At 55.5% G+C, this 15,450-nt stretch carries 15 protein-coding genes and 2 pseudogenes; 11 read left to right on the top strand and 6 right to left on the bottom strand.

Going from position 1 to position 15,450, the window contains the following annotated elements:
• Positions 1-34 precede the first annotated feature (34 nt).
• The 7 genes from PHA01_RS21990 to PHA01_RS22020 all read left to right on the top strand — a co-directional run bounded on the left by PHA01_RS21990 (position 35) and on the right by PHA01_RS22020 (position 6,794).
• Entirely contained in the window at positions 35-304 is a 270-nt protein-coding gene (locus PHA01_RS21990) for a hypothetical protein (protein WP_271898482.1), read from the top strand.
• Positions 301-1,713, top strand: coding sequence for a His-Xaa-Ser system radical SAM maturase HxsB (gene hxsB / locus PHA01_RS21995; RefSeq protein ID WP_271898483.1), 1,413 nt, complete (start codon positions 301-303; stop codon positions 1,711-1,713). Before PHA01_RS21990 ends, hxsB begins: the two co-directional genes overlap by 4 nt.
• Complete coding sequence (gene hxsC / locus PHA01_RS22000; protein ID WP_271898484.1) at positions 1,710-2,813, top strand: His-Xaa-Ser system radical SAM maturase HxsC; 1,104 nt, start codon at positions 1,710-1,712, stop codon at positions 2,811-2,813. Before hxsB ends, hxsC begins: the two co-directional genes overlap by 4 nt.
• Positions 2,810-3,400, top strand: coding sequence for a His-Xaa-Ser repeat protein HxsA (gene hxsA / locus PHA01_RS22005; protein WP_271898485.1), 591 nt, complete (start codon positions 2,810-2,812; stop codon positions 3,398-3,400). The genes hxsC and hxsA overlap by 4 nt, the downstream gene beginning before the upstream one ends.
• A gap of 73 nt (positions 3,401-3,473) precedes the next feature.
• Positions 3,474-4,946, top strand: a complete 1,473-nt coding sequence (locus PHA01_RS22010; protein WP_271898486.1) for a COG3904 family protein — start codon at positions 3,474-3,476, stop codon at positions 4,944-4,946.
• A 70-nt stretch (positions 4,947-5,016) separates the two neighbouring features.
• Entirely contained in the window at positions 5,017-5,517 is a 501-nt protein-coding gene (locus PHA01_RS22015; protein WP_271898487.1) for a hypothetical protein, read from the top strand.
• 110 nt (positions 5,518-5,627) lie between these two features.
• The gene (locus tag PHA01_RS22020) at positions 5,628-6,794 is read left to right on the top strand and encodes an aspartyl protease family protein (RefSeq protein WP_271898488.1); all 1,167 of its coding nucleotides are present in this window, start codon (positions 5,628-5,630) and stop codon (positions 6,792-6,794) included.
• A 105-nt stretch (positions 6,795-6,899) separates the two neighbouring features.
• On the opposite strand, the pseudogene PHA01_RS29465 reads toward PHA01_RS22020, so the two are convergent.
• A pseudogene (locus PHA01_RS29465) lies at positions 6,900-7,055 on the bottom strand (HlyD family type I secretion periplasmic adaptor subunit); the annotation flags it as partial.
• A 21-nt stretch (positions 7,056-7,076) separates the two neighbouring features.
• Between PHA01_RS29465 and PHA01_RS22025 the strand changes: the two are divergent.
• Positions 7,077-7,817 (top strand): annotated as a pseudogene (locus PHA01_RS22025) (ImmA/IrrE family metallo-endopeptidase).
• A gap of 368 nt (positions 7,818-8,185) precedes the next feature.
• Here PHA01_RS22025 and PHA01_RS22030 read toward each other — a convergent pair.
• Positions 8,186-9,916, bottom strand: a complete 1,731-nt coding sequence (locus PHA01_RS22030; protein ID WP_271898489.1) for an adenylate/guanylate cyclase domain-containing protein — start codon at positions 9,914-9,916, stop codon at positions 8,186-8,188.
• Positions 9,917-10,189: 273 nt separating this feature from the next.
• Between PHA01_RS22030 and PHA01_RS22035 the strand changes: the two genes are divergently transcribed.
• The 3 genes from PHA01_RS22035 to PHA01_RS22045 all read left to right on the top strand — a co-directional run bounded on the left by PHA01_RS22035 (position 10,190) and on the right by PHA01_RS22045 (position 11,967).
• Positions 10,190-10,567: a hypothetical protein gene (locus PHA01_RS22035; protein WP_271898490.1), complete on the top strand. Its 378-nt coding sequence runs from the start codon at positions 10,190-10,192 to the stop codon at positions 10,565-10,567.
• A 288-nt stretch (positions 10,568-10,855) separates the two neighbouring features.
• A complete protein-coding gene (locus tag PHA01_RS22040; protein ID WP_271898491.1) occupies positions 10,856-11,539 on the top strand; it encodes a nucleotidyltransferase domain-containing protein in 684 nt (227 codons plus the stop codon).
• 122 nt (positions 11,540-11,661) lie between these two features.
• A complete protein-coding gene (locus PHA01_RS22045) occupies positions 11,662-11,967 on the top strand; it encodes a hypothetical protein (protein ID WP_271898492.1) in 306 nt (101 codons plus the stop codon).
• A 136-nt stretch (positions 11,968-12,103) separates the two neighbouring features.
• On the opposite strand, the gene PHA01_RS22050 is transcribed toward PHA01_RS22045, so the two are convergent.
• From PHA01_RS22050 to PHA01_RS22065, 4 genes are all read right to left on the bottom strand, one after another.
• A complete protein-coding gene (locus PHA01_RS22050; RefSeq protein WP_271898493.1) occupies positions 12,104-12,433 on the bottom strand; it encodes a hypothetical protein in 330 nt (109 codons plus the stop codon).
• Entirely contained in the window at positions 12,430-12,729 is a 300-nt protein-coding gene (locus tag PHA01_RS22055; protein WP_271898494.1) for a hypothetical protein, read from the bottom strand. The genes PHA01_RS22050 and PHA01_RS22055 overlap by 4 nt, the downstream gene beginning before the upstream one ends.
• A gap of 98 nt (positions 12,730-12,827) precedes the next feature.
• Positions 12,828-13,607: an FtsH/Yme1/Tma family ATP-dependent metallopeptidase gene (locus tag PHA01_RS22060; protein WP_271898495.1), complete on the bottom strand. Its 780-nt coding sequence runs from the start codon at positions 13,605-13,607 to the stop codon at positions 12,828-12,830.
• Positions 13,607-15,274 carry an AAA family ATPase gene (locus PHA01_RS22065; RefSeq protein WP_271898496.1) on the bottom strand — a complete coding sequence of 556 codons (1,668 nt, stop codon included), beginning with the start codon at positions 15,272-15,274 and terminating at the stop codon, positions 13,607-13,609. Before PHA01_RS22065 ends, PHA01_RS22060 begins: the two co-directional genes overlap by 1 nt.
• Positions 15,275-15,450: the final 176 nt, after the last annotated feature.

Genomic DNA, 15,450 nt, shown 5'->3' on the forward strand with positions numbered 1-15,450 from the left:
TCGTATAACAAAATGTATCGGGGGACTATAAAGCGTGAACAAGCAAACTTTGGGCCCACAAGGCCTGACAATCGACTTACCGCCGCTGTTTATAAAATATCTCGATGCTGCAATTGTGCGCCTTCGGATGCACTATCCAGCTTTGGTTTTTTCTGGGAATGACCGCGGTATTATCGTTACTGGTGACACCGACATCGATCCCGAGATATTGCGCTCGGCTGTCCTTCACATCGTCTATCGCGAAAAAATCTATGCGGAGACGCTTACCATGCGTCAAAGCCTGCTGACGGCCGTTATGCGATGAACCAGATCTGGCCCCTGAAATTTCGCTCACTTGACGCTTCGTCGCTGCTGTTTGCCGACGATGCCGGCGGCTACTTCAGATCGGACAATGAATTCCTGGACCGCTATGCCAGCGATGTTCTCTTCCAGAGTGATCATGTCTTCCTTTCCGACAATGGGCACAGTTATTCGACAGAAGATGATCTTGCTTTCACGTCATTTGCGTTCCGATGGACAAGAAGACAATCGGTACAAAAGAAGCTCTCCTACATCATTCTTGTCCCAACCCTCCGTTGCAATTTGACCTGCACCTATTGTCAGGTTTCTCGCGCCCCGGAGGCAGCCAAGGGCTTTGATTGGAGCGATGAAACACTTGCCGGCACGATCTCTTTCCTGGACGCACTCGAGACTGCCGACATCAAAATCGAGTTTCAGGGAGGTGAACCCCTGCTTCGGCTCGACTTGCTCGATAAGATAAGAGCCTTCTGTCGCTCTCGCTTCAAACAATCCCAATTCGTCGTCTGCACCAACCTGCAACGCCTCGGGCCCAACGAGTGGAATTTTCTGGACGCTGACGACACATTCGTCAGCACCTCACTCGACGGTGATTTCGCGACGCATCAGCGCCAACGAACCAGTGATGCCGACAAGACCAAGACCTTTTTTGCCAATCTGGAAGAAGCAGTTCGTCGCCTCGGAAGCAACAAAGTGTCGGCTCTCCCCACCATTGATGTCGACGACCCACCTGACGTCGAAATGCTGCTGGACAATTTTGAACACTTCGGCCTTCGCTCGATCTACCTTCGCCCTATCAATCATCACGGCTTTGCCCGCAAGCTGAAACCGCAAGGCGACGTTGCGGCGCGTTGGAACAGTTTTCACGCACAGTTCATCGAGACCCTGATCAAGAGAAACGCACGCACTGGCAATTTCATGGAGGAGTACTATTTCAGCCAGTGCCTGAAGCGGGTGCTGCGGTCCGGCGCCGACAATCATGTTGACCTTCGAAATCCCAATTTCTTTGCTTCGGACTATATCGTGGTCGACCATGATGGCGTCTTCTATCCGACGGATGAAGCAAGGATGCTGTCGCGGATCGGCCGCGTTGATTTATCGGTCGGTAGGGTTGCAACTGGGATTGATCAGGAAAAGGTCGCAATGTTGAACGGTTCATCCCTCAACAATTTCGATCCAGACTGCATCCATTGCGCCTATCAACCTTTCTGTGGTTCTGACGTCGTCGACGACATATCGCGTTATGGACGAGTTGATATCCCACGACACGAGACCTGGTTCTGCCGACGGCAGACATCGATCTTCGACAAGGTGTTTGAACTTATCTATCGCGACGACCCAGCCACGCAAAAATCATTGGTGCATTGGATCGGGCTTCCAGCGTGGCCGCAAGAGCTGGCGATGGTGCACCGATGATTCCGCTCAGACTGAAGATTGCTACCCAACGCGGCGAGCCTTTCATCGTCCGCCTCAATGATGACCGGCATTTTCTCGACGCGACCTATGGCAGGATGACAGCCTTTGACGCTCAGCTCGAGGACGTGACGGCGAACGCAGCGCTATACGCGACTAACCACGGACCTCTGCATATTTATGATACTGACCCGACGGAAACCCACGGCGATGTTTTGTTTGTCGTTCCCGACCGGAAGATTGCGCACCGATTTATCAGAGCCAATTCACGGCACAATACGTTTCTTGTAACGGAGCGGTGCGATCAGCTTTGTGTCATGTGTTCGCAGCCGCCAAAAGAAAATCACACCGATATGTTTCCGCATTTCGAGGCGGCCGCACTGTTGACCGAAACGGGCAAGACAATTGGTATCTCCGGCGGTGAGCCCCTGCTTTATAAAGATGAGTTGTTCGGCCTGCTGGAGCGCGTCCTAACGGCAAGGCCGGATCTGAGATTCCACATCCTGACCAATGGCCAGCACTTTTGCGAAGAAGATGCCGGAGCCCTCTCGGCTTTGCCGAGGGACAGCATCCTTTGGGGCATACCACTTTATTCTCACAAATCCGCGACGCATGATGAGATCGTTGGCAAGCAAGGCGCCCACGGTCGCCTAATGCAATCCCTCGCCATCCTTGCCCGAACCGGCTCTGCCATTGAACTGCGAACGGTTGTCATGCAACCTAACGCAGCACAGCTTCCGTCGCTGGCGCGGTTCATTTCCAGTCACGTGCCATTTATTTCCGTCTGGGCCATCATGCAGCTCGAAAACATCGGTTACGGGCGACAAAACTGGGACCAATTGTTCTTCGACAACTCTGTTGATTTTGCGCCGATCGCATCAGCGATGAATCTCGTGCGCGCTCGCGGCATCGAGGCACGGCTTTATAATTTTCCACTTTGCACGGTGCCTTTCGAATACAGGGAACTGGCACCACAGACAATTTCCGATTGGAAACGCGCATATCCCGACATATGCGAACCCTGTAGCATGAAAACGGAGTGCAGCGGCTTCTTCGAATGGCATCCGCACAATAAAAGCTATGAGGGAGTTAGGCCGATATGAAACGAAAGCTGTTCGCAATCCCCTCTTTGCTCGCCGCGGGATTTCTCCCCTTTCAATCGCAGGCGCTGCCGCTCTTAAAAATTCCAGACGGTCCGCGCGCGGATTCGAAGTCAATTTTCGATGTTTTTCGGCTAACACACCATTTCATTCTTGCCGGGCATCGAAGCCATAGTTCGCACAGCTCGCACAGCAGCCATGTCTCTCATCGTTCCTCAACCGGCGGCTATGCCGCACCACGATATGCGGCGCCGTCGCCGACCTATCTCGATCCTCTTTATAGTGCGCCCGCGCCACGAAGTGTTCCGCCAGCGCCCGACTACACGGCGCCGGCTCAACCGCAATATCCGGCACTAACACAGCCCGTTGTGCCGCGGACGCTGCGCGGCAACACAGAAAAATTCAAAGAAATCGTTGAGGAAGTCCAGTTCGCCATGATGGCGTTCGGCTACTACCAAGGTCCGATAGATGGCGTTTTCGGCAATGAATTGCGCGCAAGCCTGCGAAAAATGCAGGAAGACTATGGGCTAAAAGTAACAGGGACAATCACACCGCAAACGCTGGATGCGCTCAAGATTGTCGCGCGCTAGCAACGACCGTACTGAAGCGTCCGCTTCCGGTATCTCAACACATTACAATTTTGCTTTTGAAGAGCGAGGGGACATGTCTCGTATTTGGGATGCGGTATGGACTGCATTGGCTCGATCGGTTCTCGTCGTAATCTGTTGCCTGGCGTTTACCAGCCCAAGCCTTGCAGCACAGGAGGACCGAACCGGTCCGGACTGGCAGCCAATGCGGATCAAGCTCGTGCGGGGCGACCTTCCGGCTTGCGAGCCCCTTTGTCCGGAATGGATCTCGATGGAAGGGCAGATCACCGAAACGACACCAGCGTTGTTTTCGGCGGTGTTGAAGCACCTCGGCGCGCGCCGTCTTCCGATCGTCGTCAATTCGTTTGGCGGCAGCGTCGAAGGCGCGATCAAATTGGGCCGCATGATCCGGAAGAATGGACTTGACGTCGTCGTGGCGACAACACGTCTGTCAGGTTGCCCGACCGCCAAGGAGAACTGCCTGCCGCCCAAAAACGCAGATGGGACCTATCCCGGATTTGCTTATGACTACCAGGCACAATGCAACTCATCTTGCGGATACATGATGGCAGGCGGCGTGCGGCGGTTTGCTGGAGGGTGGGCCCAGGTTGGCGTGCACCAAATCACGACGACCTATTTTCGTCGCGAGCCTATTTACCGCAACGACTACAAATCCGTCGGAGGCAAAAAGCGTGTGATTGATAGAAAGGTCGTGGGGCACAAGCAGGTGACAACGCGCACGACCACAAAACTGACCGCGTCGCATCGTGGCAATCTGACCGCCTATTTTAATGAAATGGGAATCGGTCCGGCGCTTTTGCAAAAAGCGCTTTCGATACCCGCTGCTGATATGTACACGCTTTCCCGCGACGAAATGAAGGCGATGAAAATCATCACGGGCGACAGCGCTGTTCGCGATTTTGTGTCCTTTCGAGTTTGTGAGGCGCTGCCAGCGCCACCACACTGTATCGCTCTTGCGGACAGCAAGCCTACCGTCGTTGCTGCTGCACCGCCAATGCAGCAAAAACCATCAGTGGAAATCAGCCAGATCAGCACATCAGAGGCCATCAGCAACACTGCATGCGACGACCTTGACGCTGCCAACGAAAAGACGCGCAATACGGGCAGATATCAGGACATCATCCACGACATTGCTTCGAACAGATACCCAGCGAAACTCATCTTAAGCGAAAATCGCTTTGATGGGTCTTTTGTCTATGAAAACCAGCGGAATGCGGGCTGGAAGAAATATCGCCGACCGATGATTGAAAGTCAGCAAAATGGTGAGCCGATCTTCGAGAACTGTTCCAGGCTAGCGGACGAGATCATTGGAACGATGAAAGCGATCGTGATTGCCGCCGATTGGCACCGGGGTGCCAATCGAGCCAAAGGCAAGGTCTGGATATCGGCGGACACAGGCAAGTTGCTCCGAACAGAGCGGATTTTCACCGCTGTTGCACTTGGATACGGTCCGCAGGTTGGAGCAACGGCCGTTGAGATATTCACTTACGACCGTACCATCGAGCCTCCACCGCCGTTCGACCAATGATCGATCTGGAGCAGTCGAAAAAAAGTTGCGCCACACCGCTTTCAGCAACTTGAGCCAAAAGGTTTCATCCATGAAGAAGCATCTACTCATCATCGTCGCAGCGCTAACGGTGCTCAGCCATAGAGCCACCGCTGCGGAAAAGTTCCCCGCATCATGGCGAAAGACGATGACAAACGATCCAGCGACAAATCCCTATCTCACCGAATATTCTCTTGATCTGCAAAATCCGCTGCAGACGGGCGCGAGGAATTTCATCGTGGCCCGACTTGTCGGTTCTTACTGTCAGGGCGCCAAGATCAATAGGTCCAAGCTACTGGCCTATCTTGCCAGCACGGGTATGGGCAATGCGGCTTTGTCCGCACAGCGGGACGCATATGATGCTGCCCGCATGACCTTCACCCATTTTGACTATCGGGCCCTCGCCCATTTATGCGCCGGCGCAGAATACATGCTCGGGGCAAAGGGAAAATTAGCTCAAGATATCGGCGAGCCCGGAAAGGGAGAGCCACGGGACGCCTATGATCCGCTGAATCCGATGATCATGGTCGCCCGCCTGGTTCCCCGAGCGTGAAGCAACGGACGTCGATCGCCCGACGAAATTTTTAGAAAGGGACTGCTGCACCAGTAGCTTTGATTTGCAGGCCGACCGACACTACTGCGTGATTTATGGGAGATCGATACATGCTCAAGGCTGATTGGGAAGACAGAAACGGTGGCATGGTTCCTCCTAGCGTGTGGAAGGAGTATATCATTATCGGCTTAATTCTATGCATTGTGCTGGGAGGTGGTGTCTCGGCATATGTCGGGTTAGACATGGTCTCCGATAAGTTCAGGCAAATCATGGGCATCAATCCGGCCGCGGTGCCCAAAGATTTTTATTCCCGTCTTGAGTTCGAGCCATTGCCGGGGGCGGTGGTGAATCGCAATCCAATGGCGGGTCACATCGCTGCTTTGCTGCGTGAGCCGTGCGATTGGAATTCATCCTATGCCTTTGCCGGCGACCTGCAGCAAGCTGGCTATCCGCGCGAAGCGGCAAAGGTATTTCTGGCATTTTCGGCCAAATGCAGGGCATCGGATGTAGCTCTCTATTCGGCCGCCGATATTCTCTATGGGTTGAGCGATCTTCCTGCCGCACTAGCGGTGTCGGAGGATCTTTTAGCCATGTCGCCTGATCTGCCTCAATCCTACTACTTGCGAGGTCGGATACTGCACGACGCGAAACGCTACAAGGAAGCGATCAATGCCTACGATTCAGTCCTAGGTTTGACCGAGGATCTAGCTTTACTCAACAATGAAGTCTTTCGGCGAATGTCGTTAACCTATGTTGCACTGGCTGATTATTGCGAAGCAATGACCCCCATCCAGACATGGGTCTCCATCGACCCATCGAAGAACGACACGCCGGCCGCGCAGGCGATGATTAAGGATTATAGCACCAGAGGAAAATGCGAAGGATCCTATGCGACGGGCAAGGATCGTTTTCCCACGCAAGGCAAGGACGTTATTACAGCCAAAGTGAGCATCAACGGTGTGTCCGGCATATTCGTCGTCGATACGGGCGCGAGCTTTGTCTCGCTGACACGACGCTTTGCAGAGCGGGCAAAGGTGCCGCTATCCGGCGACCTTTCGGTACGCATGCAGTCCGCAAACGGCATTTCCCTCGCCCAACGCAGTTCTGCAAAACAAATACGAATCGGACGCGTCGAGGCGAAGGACGTTGCGGCAATTGTGCTTGCCGACAGTGACAAGCCACTCGGCGATGGTATCGACGGGCTTTTGGGCCGTTCCTTTTTATCCCGTTTTGATGTGAGTTTCGGCGCGAGGGATTGGCGTATTGAAAGCAAGTAGTCAGCGTGTGACAACGACTTCGATTTGCAAAGCGTCGTTTGGCAGTGCGTCAGCAATCGACGTGTCGGCTCTCATCATCACGGTTAGTGCCGCTAAATGTTTTGTTTACCGCTCCTGCATGGCTTGCGATGAAATCTCCGCAAGCGGCGAAAACAGATATTCCAGGATCCGCCGTTTCCCGGTTTTAACCTCGACGGTTACAGACATGCCCGGCGACAGCAGCATTTTCCTGCCGTCGACGTCGATGCTGGTGATGCCGGGTTCCCGATCAAAATCGCTCCCGTGGCCATTGAATACGCCCGTAACCTTTTCCCGAAAGAACCAATCACCGCCGTCGAAGGTGGGCGCTTCGATACCAGATTCGAGGGCGCGCTTGTTCCGAAGGGGAACGGCGAGTGGGGCATCTTCTACAATGCGGCCATCACCTCGAAGGGGCGTATCAACTTTTCGCTGGCACACGAATTCGGACACTACCTGCTCCACCGCCATTTGAGCGGGGATCCGATCTACTGCTCGCGCCGCGACATGTGGGGCTGAGATTCCGACTACGCAAAGATGGAAGCTGAGGCGAACCGTTTCGCTTCGCTCGTGTTGATGCCGCCAGACGACTTCCGAATTCAGACCGCAGAATTTCGCAAGCCGAAGCTCGTCGATTTCGAACCGTTGCGTGATCGCTACGAGGTCTCGATGACCGCTGCCGTCCTCAAATGGCTCGGAACGACGCCGAGACGGGCGATGCTCGTCGTCAGCAACAATGGATTCATTGACTGGGCGCGTGGCAGCGATCCGCTGTTTAAGTCGGGCGTGTTTTTCCGCGCGAAACAGGAGACGATCCCGTTGCCGGCGTTGTCACTGGCCGCCCTTGGCCCCGCGTGGGGGTTGACTGAAGTCGATCATCCGCCTGGCGTCTGGAACAAGGTCGAAGCGGTACAGGAATCGGTTTTGTTCGATGAGTATCACGACCTCGCGTTGTCCCTCTTGCTCTTTCCAAATGATCCTCCGAATAAATGGGATCGCGAGTAGCAATTGCTTTTGCGAAGGCACATCTTTGCGAACAACGGCGAATGGGAGTACGCGCCCACCCTGCACATGTCGCAGGCTCTGGCCGATTTCGGTCGATGGAGAGGCCGACATGCGGATCGTCCGCTTCTCCGTTAGCTAACCTGAAAGCCGTCGTGCCGCTTCCGGCCCCGAATCTAGCGTTTGGCGATTGTGACGCGACTGACCGCTTCGCGCCCGCATTTCAGCCGTTGAACTAATCATGGCGGCCGCTCGAAAACGGACACCCTACAACTGGGCCACGCGGCACCACTGCGCCCAAAAGCGGAACAAAGGACTTTGCCTGGAGAAGTGGCCGTTTTGGGGGGCGAAGCAGTGAGCTCACCTCTCGTTCAATCTGGCAGGCCTGCTTTGCGATATCCGTCGATGAAATGGTCACATGTGGCCTGATCTCGAAAGGGCTGTGAAGCGACCCAATGGCTGATTGTGAAATGTGGATTGCTCGCCATGAACAGCTCGCCTTCCTGATGGGCCTCGTCCGTTCGTCCCAGTTGTGCAAGGCTCGCTGCAAGCACGCGCCGCGAAATTGTTTGGTAGGTAGCCTCATTGCGTAGCGTGACGACTGCCGCCTTATACTGGCAAGCGGCGTACTGCGCGAACCCCAGATCCCAATAGTACCATTTGGGGGGATGTGGGTTCAGGCGGAGCGCCTTTTGGACCTGTTCAACCGCGGTGGCCGGCTTACCGCTCAACACCGAAAAGTCCGACATGTCCGCCCAGGCGTCGGCGTAATTCGGGTCAATCTCGAGCGCGGTCGCGAACTCGGCATCCGACTCGGGCCAGCGCCGTTCATACGCCAGCAAGTGACCAAGGACGAAGCGGCAGCCGGCATCGTTCGGGTCGAGCTTCACCGCTTTTTCAGCCATGGCAACGGCCACAAGCCGGGTGGGTACTTCTGGCTCGCCCCACTGCGCCCAAGCCTGCCAGAGATGAAATGCCAGGAGCCGATGCGCCTCCGCATAATCCGGGTCGAGAGTGATCGCCCGCTGCAACAGAACGCGCGATTCGCGCGCCGCCGCCGGCGAAATCCCGATCAGCCCACGCCCGCGCACGCAAAGATCATAGGCCTCCATGCTGTTTGGCCGGCTACGGGGCGGCTGTGTCACCAGGCGGCCGATCAGAGCCTCGACGATCCTGGCCGTCACCTTGTCCTGCACAGCGAAAATATCTTCAAGATCGCGGTCAAAGCGGTCCGCCCAAAGATGATTTCCGCTGGTGGCATCGATCAACTGAACGTTGATGCGCACACGACCGGCAGCGCGGCGGGCGCTGCCTTCCAGCAAATAGCGGACGCCAAGATCACGGGCAATCAGCCGGATATCGATCGACTTTCCCTTGTAGGCAAAGGTCGAATGGCGGGCGATCACGAACAGGCTGGCGTTCCGCGACAGATCGGTGATGAGATCTTCAGTCAACCCGTCTGTGAACACATCCTGTTCGGCGTCGCCGCTCATGTTGGTGAAAGGCAGTACGGCGATCGATGGTTCAGACGGCAGAGGCAGCGGCTCAGGTTCGCCTTTCCGGTCTGCAATTGCCGAATGCCGCACCCGGTAGACGCGCACTGGCTCAGCTATGTTCTTCAACGACTTCTGGCCTAGATCGTCAAAATCGGTCTCCACCTTCCGCTTGACCTGATCGTAAACGCTGCCCGATATGCAGATGTCTCCAGGTTCGCCCAATGCCTCCAGCCGAGCGGCAACGTTGACGCCGTCGCCATAGAGATCGCTACCATCTACGATGATATCACCGAGATTGATGCCGATGCGCAGGATTACCCGCCGCGAGTCCGGCAAGCTATGGTTGGCCTCGGCCGTGCCATACTGGAGATCGACTGCGCACTGGACGGCATCGACCGCACTGGCGAACTCGACTAAAACGCCGTCACCCATGACCTTGACCAAGCGACCTCTATATCGCGTGATCAGTGGAGCCAGAATATCGCGCCGTCGGGCCTTCAGGACCTTCAGGGTTCCTTGCTCGTCCGCTTCCATGAGACGGCTGTAGCCGACCACGTCAGCGGCCAGGATGGCGGCAAGACGGCGCTGGATGCGTTCTTCGACCATTGAGGTAGGTGCCTCAGAAAATTCACTCGCACATATGTTATTGGGACCATCCGGAGATGTCCATCGCAGGGCCCCGGATCCCAGTCTTGTTCTGGACTGTTGGAGATTGGCGCACCGGACCAGATTCGAACCGCACGTGATAGGTCGAGACGCGTTAAGCATGTCCGCTTTTCCTGCCGGTCTCAGAGTCAGAGATATATGTGGTTGCGCCGGCGGTGTTGTGGAGCAATCCTTGAATGGTACCCGCTACCACCAGAGAACACAGAGACCGCAATGGCAAACACCACCTCGCGACAAACCCGCAAACCCAAAGGCGACTACGTCATCTACGTAAGGGAAGCATATAGCCTCAATTCAGATTGGATGCCGACTCCCCGCTACCATTCTGGGACGGTCTTGTTTGAGGAAGGGAGCGGCAAAATACACTACACTCACCTGAACCACGTCACGCTGAAGCTGAGAAAGCGGCATTTCTGTGTACCCGACGATGCAACCGCCGACGCCAAAGCCCGCGCTGCCGAATACAAGCGCTATGTTCGAGCGCTGGAATTGTACCGGGAGTTCTACCGACAAACGGGGCAACGTTACGAACTCGTACGCGAAGCGGACCGGTCCCTGCCCTATCTACCGGAAGGTCTTAGCCGCATCTAGGTCGGCCGACGTCAGGGTGCTGTTTTCCTGCACGCATATATCAGCACTTTCGTTGGCCCGCTCCGCCTCGCAATCCGCGGAATGGTGTTTGCCCGGCCGGGGGGCTGCCCAGCTTTCTGTCTCATCTTCGCTTCCCTTATCGAGCAAAGATGAACCGGAAATCCATTCTTCTCAATCGCACCTGATTTGCCTCCGGCCCCGAGACCCCTGTGACTCACGTGAGAAATGGTTTAATATCAGATCAAATGATTTGATTTTAAGGCAATTGCATTTTTGTGACGGGGAACCATGGCAAGGTCAAGACCTCAGAGTGCGATCCGCAATCCGCTGACACGCATTTTTGGTGTGGATTCCAATGTCGCTGTCCTGCGGGAACTCGTCAGGCATGGTGGGTATTTGTCGAGTTCCACCGTCCAGAGCCGATCCGGGCTGTCCAAAAGCAGCGTCCGGCTCGGACTGATCTCACTGGAACAATCAGGCATTGTCATCACTGAGGGGACTCGATTCACGAAGCTCCATCGCTTCAATCCGGGACATTTTCTCGCTCCACAGATAGCCGCTCTGTTCGATGTCGAGGCAAACAGATTTTCCGCGATCGTCGACGCAGTTCGAAACAGCGCCGGAGATCGACGCTCGATGGTCAGAAGTCTTTGGATATATGGAAGCGTTGCCAGGAAGGAGGACGGTTCGGAGAGCGACCTTGATGTTGGCCTCATCGTTGACAGAGACCATCTCTCGGAGATCGTGGAGGCAGTCCGGGAAAACCTTCGGGAGCAGTCCCAAAGACTCAGCTTCGTTCCGAATGTTGTCGGGCTCGACCTAGAGGATGTAGTTCGCCTCGCCGCAGATTCCGACCCTTGGTGGACGACCACAATAGTGGATGCAGTCGTCCTTATCGGTGATCGCCCAGAAAATGTCCCAGGCAGCCATGGTGCAGGCGGCGAAAACATCGTTAGGAAGGACCGAGATTGATGGCCCAGAAATTCGTTAAAGCATTTTGAGGTTTTTTCTCTCAGTACTGCCCTGGTAAACCGCCCGACCCTCCTGTCCGATCTCGACAGCCTGTTAACAGGATTATGTGATACGGCTTTGCAATGAAAACGACAGTCAACAGCAGGGCGATCTGGCGAGCGCTGACCACTGTCAATTCGCCATTGCCCATCCACATCGACGCCGACACCCTTCTTGCTTGTCTGCTGCTCCGCAACACCCAAAGGCAGTGGCGTCCACATGTCCGCGCATTTTTTCGGGAGGTCCAAGCGGAGGTGATGATGGATATGGTGATTGAAGGCACCATCTCCTTCGAAGAACTTTCTCAAGCAATCCGTTTTTGGGATGTCGAGGAGGATATCGAGAACGTCCGATGGGTTCGAGAGATGACTCCGCGGCAAAACGGGTAATCATGAGGGTCACGCGCCAGAGATCGCGGGTTCGTAATCATTGACGCAAACCGCCAACAGGATATGTGACACCGCTCGATCGTGCTCAGGACATCGGACAAGTCCGTACAAGTGGTGTGAGGACTGACTTCTTCACTCAAGCATGGCCAAAAACCGACATGGCCAAAGCCGCTTCCGTCGGCGAGACGACCTGAACATCTTCCCGGTTCAAGTCCCACCTTCTTGCAACACAGTCCCGAAGCCGTGTGTTCTCGTAGTCAGGGTCACCTTGAAGACGGTAGATCCGTCCGCTTTGCGTCCTGCCCGTCATTGTCGACAGACTGAAGGCGATGATCCGGGTGGAGAACCTCCCAATCCCGCTGCTTTTCATACCGATGAAATGGTAGTGGCCGCTGTCAGCCGCCCGGATGATGGCCCATTTGGTCAGGGCCACCTCGGGTTCCTCGACAACAGGAGCAGCACTCATGCGGTATTGTGGAGATGTGAGATCATCTCTTCGAGACTGGATTCAACCATGTCTACTTGGCGTTTGTTGTCCCCCTCCCCGAACCAGTGCCATGACACCCCTTTACCGGTCCGTTGAGGATCCGTGTCACCGACAAGCTTGAACACGAGACCATCGACATCAACGCCGATTTTGGTATCGCTATCAAAAGTAACGATGGCATTTGTGTAGTTTTGGATCGTGTATGGCTTGACGAAAAATTGCCCGGCCGCCGCACCGGTTCCTTCAAATACGACCCAATCCTTGATCTCGATCATGAGCTTCTCTCCTCTTCTCGTCAGAAAATATTCAGGGCATGCTTCAAGTTCTCTACGATGCTGAACGGAGGCTGGATTTGGATGAAACCCGCCACTGTTCAAGCGGAGCTGGCGGGACTGGGGCAGCGCCGTCCTGCCTTTGACAAATCCAGATGATCAATGGCCTGCTGCAGCGAACTCCCCTCCAATGTGGTTTCCTCGATCAGGATTGTGGCTAGGTGTTCTACATTAGCTTTTGCTGTGGTGATGATCGCCCTGGCGCGGGCATAAGCATCCACGAGCCGCTCATGGACGGCTGACGCCAGCATCGGCCGCAAGCCAAGGATGCTTGCTTCCACGTCTTTGTCGAAAAAGAGCAACGGCTGGTGTTCGCCGAAACCGAAGGAGCATTCGAGCGTGAATGCTAGTGTCGTCGCCTTGGCGAGGTCGCTGTCGGCCGTTCCTCCGGAGCCAGCCGAGATAGAACCGATTATCACCTCCTCGGCCGCACGTCCCGCCAGGATGCAGGCCAACTCCGCTTCAAGATCGGTTTCCATCGTATCTGCGAGCGGTTTACTCCTCCCCGTATTGAAGGCTCTGCCATCGTGGGTATTGATGCTGATGACATCAATCGTCCCTTGCTGCAGCACCAGCCGCGCCACCGCGTGACCCGCTTCGTGGATCGCGATCCTCTTTAGCGTCTCCGGACTCCCGTTTGATTTGTCGGCGAGGAGCAAACGCTCAAGATCCTCATATGTTATGGTTCTGCCGTCCCGGCGGGCCTCAAGTCGGGCAATCCGCACAAGCCTTTCAACGTCAGCCCCGCTCATGCCCGCTGCCTGCGCTGCCAGACGGCGCAGCACGCTTGAGGCATCGCCAGCGGCGGTTTCTCTTTCCATCACTGGCTCCTTCCGTGTTGACCGGTTCGAGGGGAAGTCTCTGGTGGCGGTACCGGGCGGGTAGCGACGACATGATCGAGATCAGAAGCGAGGTGAAAGCGCAGAATATCTGACAGCGTCCTGATATCGGGAAGTTTGACCGCGAGATGCTTCTCCAGCCTGCCTGAACGGATGATAGCTCTGTCGACGCTGTCGACGCGGTTGGTGGCAGCGAGAACAACGACCCCCGGCAAATCGGAAATGCCTTGCAAAAGCTCAAGCATGCGATTGACAGCGGAATTCCAGAAACCGGAGGAATGACCCGACTCCTGGCGTGTGCCGAGCCCATCAATCTCGTCAATGAAAAGGATTGCGGGTCGAAGCTGGCGTGCTTCTTCAAATGCCGCTTCCATATCCCTGATCAGGTCATCGAGACTTCCGGCCCCGGCCCATGCTGCGACAGACGTGGCAACCAAGGGAATTCGCGCCGAATTGCAAAGAGCTTCGGCAAATGTCGTCTTGCCGGTGCCCGGGGGACCGAAGAGCAAGGCTTTGCTTGCAAGTTCATTCCACTGCATCGATCCGTTTTTCCACTCCCCGAGACCAAACAGAAGATTTTCCGTCCACGCTCGCGCCTCATCGAATCCTGGCAAGGTTTCCACAGTCGGGACAGGAACGAGTCCTTGCGGATCGCCGACAGCCTGCGGTTCAATGACTTTGTGGGAGCGCCGCTTGCCCAGGGATTTGGATGCTCTGCGTCCAAAGACCGGGTGTGGATCGGTTTCATCGTCCTCGGCAATGAATTCTGTCCTTGCGATCGCGAAGCGGTGCAGTTTCTCGAGGGCCTCGTCTGCGGTGTTCCCGGTTCTGATCGCCGTCGACATGTCGAACAGTGTCAACAATTCGCACAGGTCCTCAGGAATTTTCCCGTCCGGCTCTTCGTCGAGCACAACGCGCATCGTCATTCTGATGATTTCCATTGATATCGTTGGCGTTACCAGATTGACCTTTGCCGAAATCTCCATCCATTCCGGCAATGGATCCGGTTTGCTTGCCACCCCAAGAATCGGCAACCGGGACTTTACCGCGTTTGCAAGTTTCCACTGCAAGTGCTCGGCCTTTTGCGAGCCCCACTTCGAGCCCTGGAAAACGATCATCTCCCGGGTGGCAATCTCATTGACCGGTTCCGGCCAAGTGCCACGTCGCGTGATCTTGAAACCATCGATCATCGCATAGGTGCTGCCGGGAATAACAATTCCGAACTCCAGCAAATCGATGAGGACATCCTCCACTCCCTCAACGGGTGCATAGAAATTGATGAACGGCTGCGGCTCCCGCAGAATTCGACGAATCCCCGCAAGTCCGCCTTGCACTTTCTCCAATGCAGCCGCCAGAAGCAGGCAGGTGCAGACCTCTGCCGTATCTGGTCGCTGCGCCAAGCCGCGGATGAATCCTGCAGCAGTACACGTCGACTCGAAACGATCCTCACCGTGGGGCTGAGCGCCGGCCCGCAACGATTCCTGACCCGACAAAGGATTCGAGCGGCGGTACCCAGGATCACGCTCAGCACTTATACTGGCAACCTCATCGACCTCATCCCATTCGTCGTTCAATTGGGCGCACATGGTTTCGAGCGTCGGCGGTCCTACATCTCGTGAGGCGGAAAGCGGTCCTTTGAACACCTTCATAAGGTGGCCTACGGTTTCCGGATTAACCCCAGGTGACAAATCAAACGCCGAAATGGCATGTCCATCCACCGTAGTAGTTCGCTGTTGAAGGATCCCTTTTGCAAGCGCTCGACCAGCCAATCTCCGTTTTTCGCGGCGGACAAGGCGTTGAAGGAAATATGGTATAATTTTGGAGA

This window comes from Candidatus Phyllobacterium onerii (assembly GCF_028331445.1).
Taxonomy (GTDB): Bacteria; Pseudomonadota; Alphaproteobacteria; order Rhizobiales; family Rhizobiaceae; genus Phyllobacterium; species Phyllobacterium onerii.